This is a genomic window from Gordonia sp. UCD-TK1 (assembly GCF_001691435.1).
Lineage (GTDB): Bacteria > Actinomycetota > Actinomycetes > Mycobacteriales > Mycobacteriaceae > Gordonia > Gordonia hongkongensis.
This window is the reverse complement of sequence record NZ_LZMP01000053.1, coordinates 1-6,697: the sequence shown is the minus strand read 5'-3', so window position 1 is coordinate 6,697 and position 6,697 is coordinate 1. Positions and strand designations below refer to the sequence as shown.

Here is a 6,697-nt window from a genome sequence, read left to right as displayed (position 1 = left end):
GGACCGGGACGGACGAACCTCTGGTGTGCCAGTTGTCCCGCCAGGGGCACTGCTGGTTAGCTACGTTCGGAAGGGATAACCGCTGAAAGCATCTAAGCGGGAAGCCTGTTCCAAGATGAGGTTTCTCACCCCCTTCGCGGGGTTAAGGCCCCCCACAGACCATGGGGTTGATAGGCCAGAACTGTACGCACAGCAATGTGTTCAGGTGACTGGTACTAATCGGCCGAGGACTTACCAACAACACCCACAACATCACCAAACACGGATTTGGTGTGTTCGCATCCACTATGTACTTCTGAAACAACACACAACAAAAAACAAACACTGTTGTGTGACAGTTGTTTCACAAAGTTACGGCGGCTATAGCGGAGGGGAAACGCCCGGCCCCATTCCGAACCCGGAAGCTAAGCCCTCCAGCGCCAATGGTACTGCACCCTAATCAGTGTGGGAGAGTAGGACACCGCCGAACACAATTTCAGAAAGGCCCCGTATTCGATGATTTCTTTCGTCGGATACGGGGTCTTTCTCGTGCGTCGGTCGCCTGATGCGTCATCGTCGGGCGGCACTACTCAGCAAGGTTCGAGGGCATAGATTGGCAGCTATGAGTGATCGTGATCGTCCGCGCCGCGACGGGCGCGGCCAGCGGGACACACGTGGACAGCGGGATGGCGGYCGAGGTGGCCGGAATGATCGTCCGGGGCGTGACCGCGGATCTGATCGCGGCAGCCGGCAGCCCGGGCCACCGCTACCCGAGGACATCGCGGCGTCGGATCTCGATCCCGAGGTGCGCCGTGATCTGCTGACGCTCGACAAGGCCAACGCCGAGATCGTCGCGCGGCACCTGGTGATGGTGTCGCGCATCCTGCTCGAGGATCCCGTCCAGGCGCTGGAACATGCACGTGCCGCACGCGCTCGCGCTTCCCGGGTCGGCGTCGTTCGCGAGACCGTCGGCATCGCTGCCTACAACGCGGGCGAGTGGCAGGAGTCGGCGACCGAACTCCGCGCAGCCAAGCGGATCACCGGCAACCCGGCCCTGTTGCCGCTCATCGCCGACTGCGAACGCGGACTCGGGCGCCCCGACCGTGCCGTCGAGATCGCGCGCGGTGACGAGGGACGGTCACTGACCGGCGACGATGCCACCGAGATGCGGATCGTCGAAGCCGGTGCCCGCATGGACCTCGGTGAACCGGAGAAAGCGGTCGTCACGCTGCAGGCCGAGAACCTCAAGCCCGGGCAGCTCGGTACCGGACCGGCCCGTCTCTTCTATGCATATGCGTCTGCCCTGGAAGCTGCCGGTCGTCGCGACGACGCGATCACCTGGTTCATGAACGCGGCGGCCGCCGACGTCGACGACGTCACCGATGCCGAGTTCCGGCTGACCGAGCTGGCCAACGACGATCAGCCGTCCGAGAGTGTGGGAGTGAACGGCGCTGCGCCAGGCGAGCTCGACAGCCCGCTGTCGGTGCCGGCTGTCGATAGGGACATCGACTCCGATGCGGACCCGATCCCGCCCGCCTCGGCGCCTGCGCCCGATGTCACTCCCGCAATCGATTCACCTGCTGCGTCCGGTGCCATCGAGAACGACACCATCGAGAAGGACACCATCGAGGCCGTTCCGGGTACGGCCGACCTGTCACAGACCTCGAATTCGGTGGCGGTGTCAGCCGTTGCCGAGGAAGAGGGAGATGCCGGCGATGACGTGATCGCCGAGTCGACCATCGTGGAAGGGGTGCCCAATCCCCTCGCCACCCTGGACGAGTCGTCGGGAACCGAGTCTGCGGCCGAACCCGCCATCACATCGCCGTCCGACTCCGTGACCCTTGTCGATCGTCACGACGCACTGCTCCTCGACCTCGACGGCACGGTGTTCGCCGGGCACCACGCGCTGCCGAATGCGCTCGATGCCCTCGCCCGGCTGAACATCCCGCGGTTCTTCGTGACCAACAACGCGAGCCGGCGGCCGTCCGAGGTGGCCGCGCACCTGCGTGAGCTGGGGTTCGAGGCGACCGACGACCTCGTCGTCACGAGTGCACAGTCGGGCGCGCGGCTGCTGTCCGAACATCTCGAGCCGGGTTCGCGTGCACTGGTGATCGGTACCGACGGACTCGCGCAGGAAGTCCGCGAAGTCGGTGTCGGGGTGACGCGTAGTGCCGACGACCGACCGGCCGCGGTGATCCAGGGACACTCGCCGGACACCGGTTGGGCGCAACTGTCGGAGGCGGCGCTCGCGATCCGGGCCGGCGCGCTGTGGATCGCGACGAACATCGACGCCACCCTGCCGTCCGAGCGGGGCCTGCTCGTGGGGAACGGTTCAATGGTCGCCGCGCTGCGCAACGCGACGGGCAAGGAGCCCATGGTGGCCGGCAAGCCCGCCGCACCGTTGATGGCCGACGCGATCGCGCGTGCTCGGGCGAGTGCGCCGCTCGTGGTCGGGGACCGGCTGGACACCGACATCGAGGGCGGCCATGCCGTCGGTATCGAGAGCGCTCTGGTCCTGACCGGTGTGAGCACGGTCGACGATCTGCTGTCGGCGCCCCCGGAGCAGCGGCCCACCTACGTTCTCGACGACCTCGCCGGCCTGTTCGTCGACATCGACGCCGTGCGGGTGTCCGACCAGCCCGGTTGGGACATCACCGTCGAGGGTTCGACCGTGCGGGTCGCCGGTTCCGGCGCGGAGGCGGGACTGGTGCCCGCGCTCGCCGCCGCCACCTGGGCCGCGGTCGATGCGGGGTCCGCGGATCCGGACGAATTGCGGGTGATCGCGGAGGGGGCCGCGAGGACCAAGCTCGAGTCCCTCGGTGTCACAGTCGTCGGCTAGCGTGGTCCACGATGACTCACCCGACCGCCTCCCCGGCTGACCCAGGACCGTCCCGGCCCACACCGGGAGCGATGCCGCGTCGACAGTTCGACCCCGTCGCCGACGCATTCGCCATTGCCGATGGGGCCGGGGAGCTGCCCGACGTGGAGGCCGAGGTCACCGAGATCCTCGCGCAGGTCGACGAGATCCGTGAATCGGCGGGTGAYGCCTTCTCGCTGGCGGCGCTCGAACGTCAGGCGGCGCTTCTCGAACAGGCCCATGACTCGCTGACCGCGGCCCTCGACGCCGTGGACCGACGATGAGACCGGCCTCGGTGCGGACGCCGGAGTCGTCCACGAGGGAGCGGTTCTGACCATGGTCGCCAGAGCACGACTCGATGCCGAACTCGTCCGCCGAGGTCTCGCCCGATCGCGCGAACAGGCGCGTGAGCTCGTCGATGCCGGGTCGGTCCGGGTCAACGGGACCATCGCGTCGAAGGCGGCCACCGGGGTCACCCGGGACACCCCGATCGTCGTCGACGAGGGTCCGCGAGACGACTGGGCGTCACGAGGCGCGCACAAGCTCCTCGGTGCGCTCGAGGCGTTCGAGCCGGGTGGCCTGACGGTGGAGGGGCGTCGGTGCCTCGACGCCGGCGCATCGACCGGGGGATTCACCGATGTGCTGCTGCGCCGCGGGGCCCGCGAGGTGGTCGCCGCGGACGTCGGATACGGACAACTCATCTGGCGGTTGCAGAACGACGAGCGCGTCGTGGTCCATGACCGGACGAACGTCCGGCACCTCGAGCCCGGGTCCATCGGCGGCCCGGTCGACGTCGTGGTCGCCGACCTGTCGTTCATCTCGTTGGGCCTGGTGCTGCCCGCGCTGGCCCGCTGTTGCGCGCCGGGCGCCGACCTGCTGCCGATGGTCAAACCGCAGTTCGAGGTCGGCAAGGATCGGGTGGGGTCGGGCGGCGTGGTCCGCGATCCCGCGCTGCGCGCCGAGGCGGTACTCGGGGTGGCGACCGAGGCCGCCGCGCACGGACTGCGGACGCGCGGTGTGGTGGCGAGCCCGCTGCCGGGGCCGTCCGGGAACGTCGAGTACTTCCTGTGGTTGCACAACGAGCACGTCGACCGGACGGGCGAGGAGTCGGGGTGGGGCGATAGGGTCGACCGGGCGGACTCGACCGACGCGGATCGCCTCGCCGGGTCCACGGACGAACTCCGGGCCATGATCGAACAGGCGGTCGCCGCGGGACCGCGCTGACCGCTGGGCCCGCGTCTCCGTACCGACACCGCACTCGTCCCAGACCGCACTTCGATGGAGGGGATCACCAGTGACCGACGATTCGGCACCGGACCACACCGGTGCCCGTGAGTTCTTGGTGGTCGCCCACACCGGACGCGAGAACGTGCTCGAGACCATCGAGGCGATCGCGCGCCACTGCGCGGCCGCCGACGTCGCGCTGCGCGTGGTCGACCACGACACCCTCGACCGCGACGCCCCCGATCACGATGTGCTGTACCGGAACAACGAGGGCGAGTCGCCCAGTCCCCGCAACGTACCGGTCGACCCTGAATACCTGCGTTCGCTCGGCGCGGTCGTCGAGGTCACGACGGCCGAGTCCGCGACGGCAGAGGGCTGCGAACTCGTCATCGTCCTGGGCGGTGACGGCACCTTCCTCCGGGCCGCCGAGCTGGCCTATCCCGCCGAGGTTCCGGTCCTGGGTATCAATCTCGGACACATCGGCTTCCTCGCCGAGGCCGAGGCGCATCGCGTCGACGAGGTCATGACCCAGCTGATCGCCCGGGACTACCGCATCGAACCGCGGATGACCCTCGACATCGCCATCGTGGACCCGGCCGACCCGGATCCGCCGACCGCGTGCAGCTGGGCGCTCAACGAGGTCGCGGTCCTGAACACGAGCAACAACGGTGTCCTCGAGCTCGTGACCGAGGTCGACGGCCGGCCGGTCTCGGCCTTCGGCGCCGACGGAGTGCTGGTGTCGACACCGACCGGATCGACGGCCTACGCGTTCTCCGCCGGCGGGCCGGTGATGTGGCCCGACCTCGAGGCCATCCTGGTCGTGCCGAACAACGCCCACGCCCTGTTCGCCCGGCCGATGGTGACGAGTCCGCGATCGCGGATCGCGGTGGAGGTGGACAAGAACGGGCGGTCTGCGCTGGCGCTGTGCGACGGCCGACGCGCACTCGACGTGCCCGCGGGAGCGCGGGTCGAGGTGGTGCGCAGCGAACGGTCGGTGCGTTGGATCCGGATCGATTCCGACCCCTTCGCCGACCGACTGGTCACCAAGTTCGCCCTCCCGGTCACGGGATGGCGAGGGAGGCAGGCATAGTCGTGCTCGAAGAGATCTCGATCACCGGTCTCGGTGTCATCGAGGAGGCACAGGCGCGCTTCCATCCGGGATTCACGGTGCTCACCGGCGAGACCGGAGCGGGCAAGACGATGATCGTCACCAGCCTGCACCTGCTGTCCGGTGCGCGCGCCGACGCGACGCGCGTCCGGACCGGCAGCCCCAAGGCAGTCGTCGAGGGCCGGTTCCGGCTCGCGAACAACGGCGGAGCGCACCGGGATCCGGTCGTCGCCGACATCCTGGACTCCACCGGGGCCGAACTCGACGACGACGACACCGTCATCGCGGTCCGGTCGGTCAGCGCCGACGGACGATCCCGCGCCCATCTGGGCGGCCGGTCCGTCCCGGTGGGCGTCATGGGCCAACTCACCACGGCGGTCCTGGCCATCCACGGCCAGAACGACCAGTTGCGGCTCCTCCGCCCCGAACACCAGCGCGCGGCACTCGACACGTTCGCCGGCCCGAAGGCGGCTGCGGCGCTGGACTCATACCGGAAGGCACGAACGGCCTGGGTCGAGGTCCTCGACGAACTCGACGCCCGCCGCGCCAACTACCGGGAACTCGCGCAGGAAGCCGACCGGCTGCGGTTCGGCATCGACGAGATCGCCGCCGTCGATCCGGTGCCCGGCGAGGACGAGGAGCTGACCGCGACGATCCGTCGGCTCTCCGACCTGGAGTCCATCCGTGGTGCCGCCGACCAGGCGCACGCCATCGTCGCCGGGGATTCGGGATCATCGGTCATCGAAGGACTCGGAACGGTGCGCACGCTGCTGGAGACCGCGGCCGACGACACGCTGCGTGATCTCGTCCCGCGCGTCGCCGAGGCGCTCACCGTCATCACCGATGTCGGCGCCGAACTGACCGCCTTCACGTCGGGCCTACCCGCCGACGCCGAGGAGCTCGACAAGTTGCTTGCCCGTCAGGCCGAGCTGAAGACGCTCGTCCGCAAGTACGCGCCGGATGTCGACGGAGTGATCGACTGGCGCCACAAGGCCGAGGCCAGGCTCGCGGAGATCGAGGACCCACGGGCCTCCATCGAGGAGCTCGAGGTCGCCGCGACCGCGGCCCGGGACAAGGTGCAGGCCGCGGCGGACAAGTTGCACACGCTGCGGTCGAAGGCCGCGAAGTCGATGGCCGACAAGGTGTCTCGCGAGCTCAAGGGACTGGCAATGGGGGACTCGGCGCTGGCGGTCGCGGTCAACCCGGACGCGGCGACGCCCGACGACCGGCTGACCGTCACCGTCGCGGGCACCGCCGCGCACGCCGGCGCCGACGGCGCGGACAAGGTCGAATTCGCACTTCTCGCCCATCCCGGCGCCACGCCGCTGCCCATCGCGAAGTCGGCGTCGGGCGGCGAACTCTCGCGGGTCATGCTCGCCCTCGAAGTCGTCCTCGCCGCACCCACCTCGGGATCGGTGATGGTCTTCGACGAGGTCGACGCCGGGGTCGGTGGTCGCGCGGCCGTGGAGATCGGGAAGCGGTTGTCGAGGCTGGCCGTGGAGATCGGGAAGCGGTTGTCGAGGCTGGCC

At 69.1% G+C, this 6,697-nt stretch carries 5 protein-coding genes and 2 rRNA genes; all 7 read left to right on the top strand.

What is annotated here, in order from left to right:
* Positions 1 to 239, top strand: a 23S ribosomal RNA gene (locus tag A9310_RS21270); the annotation flags it as partial.
* A gap of 113 nt (positions 240 to 352) precedes the next feature.
* A 5S ribosomal RNA gene (rrf, locus tag A9310_RS21265) occupies positions 353 to 469 on the top strand.
* 132 nt (positions 470 to 601) lie between these two features.
* Positions 602 to 2,818, top strand: a complete 2,217-nt coding sequence (locus tag A9310_RS21260) for an HAD-IIA family hydrolase (protein ID WP_065632275.1) — start codon at positions 602 to 604, stop codon at positions 2,816 to 2,818.
* 11 nt (positions 2,819 to 2,829) lie between these two features.
* Positions 2,830 to 3,120 (top strand): hypothetical protein, encoded by a 291-nt coding sequence (locus A9310_RS21255; RefSeq protein ID WP_065632274.1) that lies wholly within the window; start codon positions 2,830 to 2,832, stop codon positions 3,118 to 3,120.
* 52 nt (positions 3,121 to 3,172) lie between these two features.
* Positions 3,173 to 4,060, top strand: coding sequence for a TlyA family RNA methyltransferase (locus A9310_RS21250; RefSeq protein WP_065632273.1), 888 nt, complete (start codon positions 3,173 to 3,175; stop codon positions 4,058 to 4,060).
* A 70-nt stretch (positions 4,061 to 4,130) separates the two neighbouring features.
* Positions 4,131 to 5,150 carry an NAD kinase gene (locus A9310_RS21245; RefSeq protein ID WP_065632272.1) on the top strand — a complete coding sequence of 340 codons (1,020 nt, stop codon included), beginning with the start codon at positions 4,131 to 4,133 and terminating at the stop codon, positions 5,148 to 5,150.
* Between the two features lie 2 nt (positions 5,151 to 5,152).
* Positions 5,153 to 6,697, top strand: a 1,545-nt coding sequence (gene recN / locus A9310_RS21240) for a DNA repair protein RecN (protein ID WP_065632271.1), incomplete at its 3' end; no start/stop codon positions are given.

Coding starts and splice junctions, on each gene's coding strand:
- A9310_RS21250 (WP_065632273.1), top strand. CDS start 3,173: ATGGTCGCCAGAGCACGACTCGATGCCGAACTCGTCCGCCGAGGTCTC.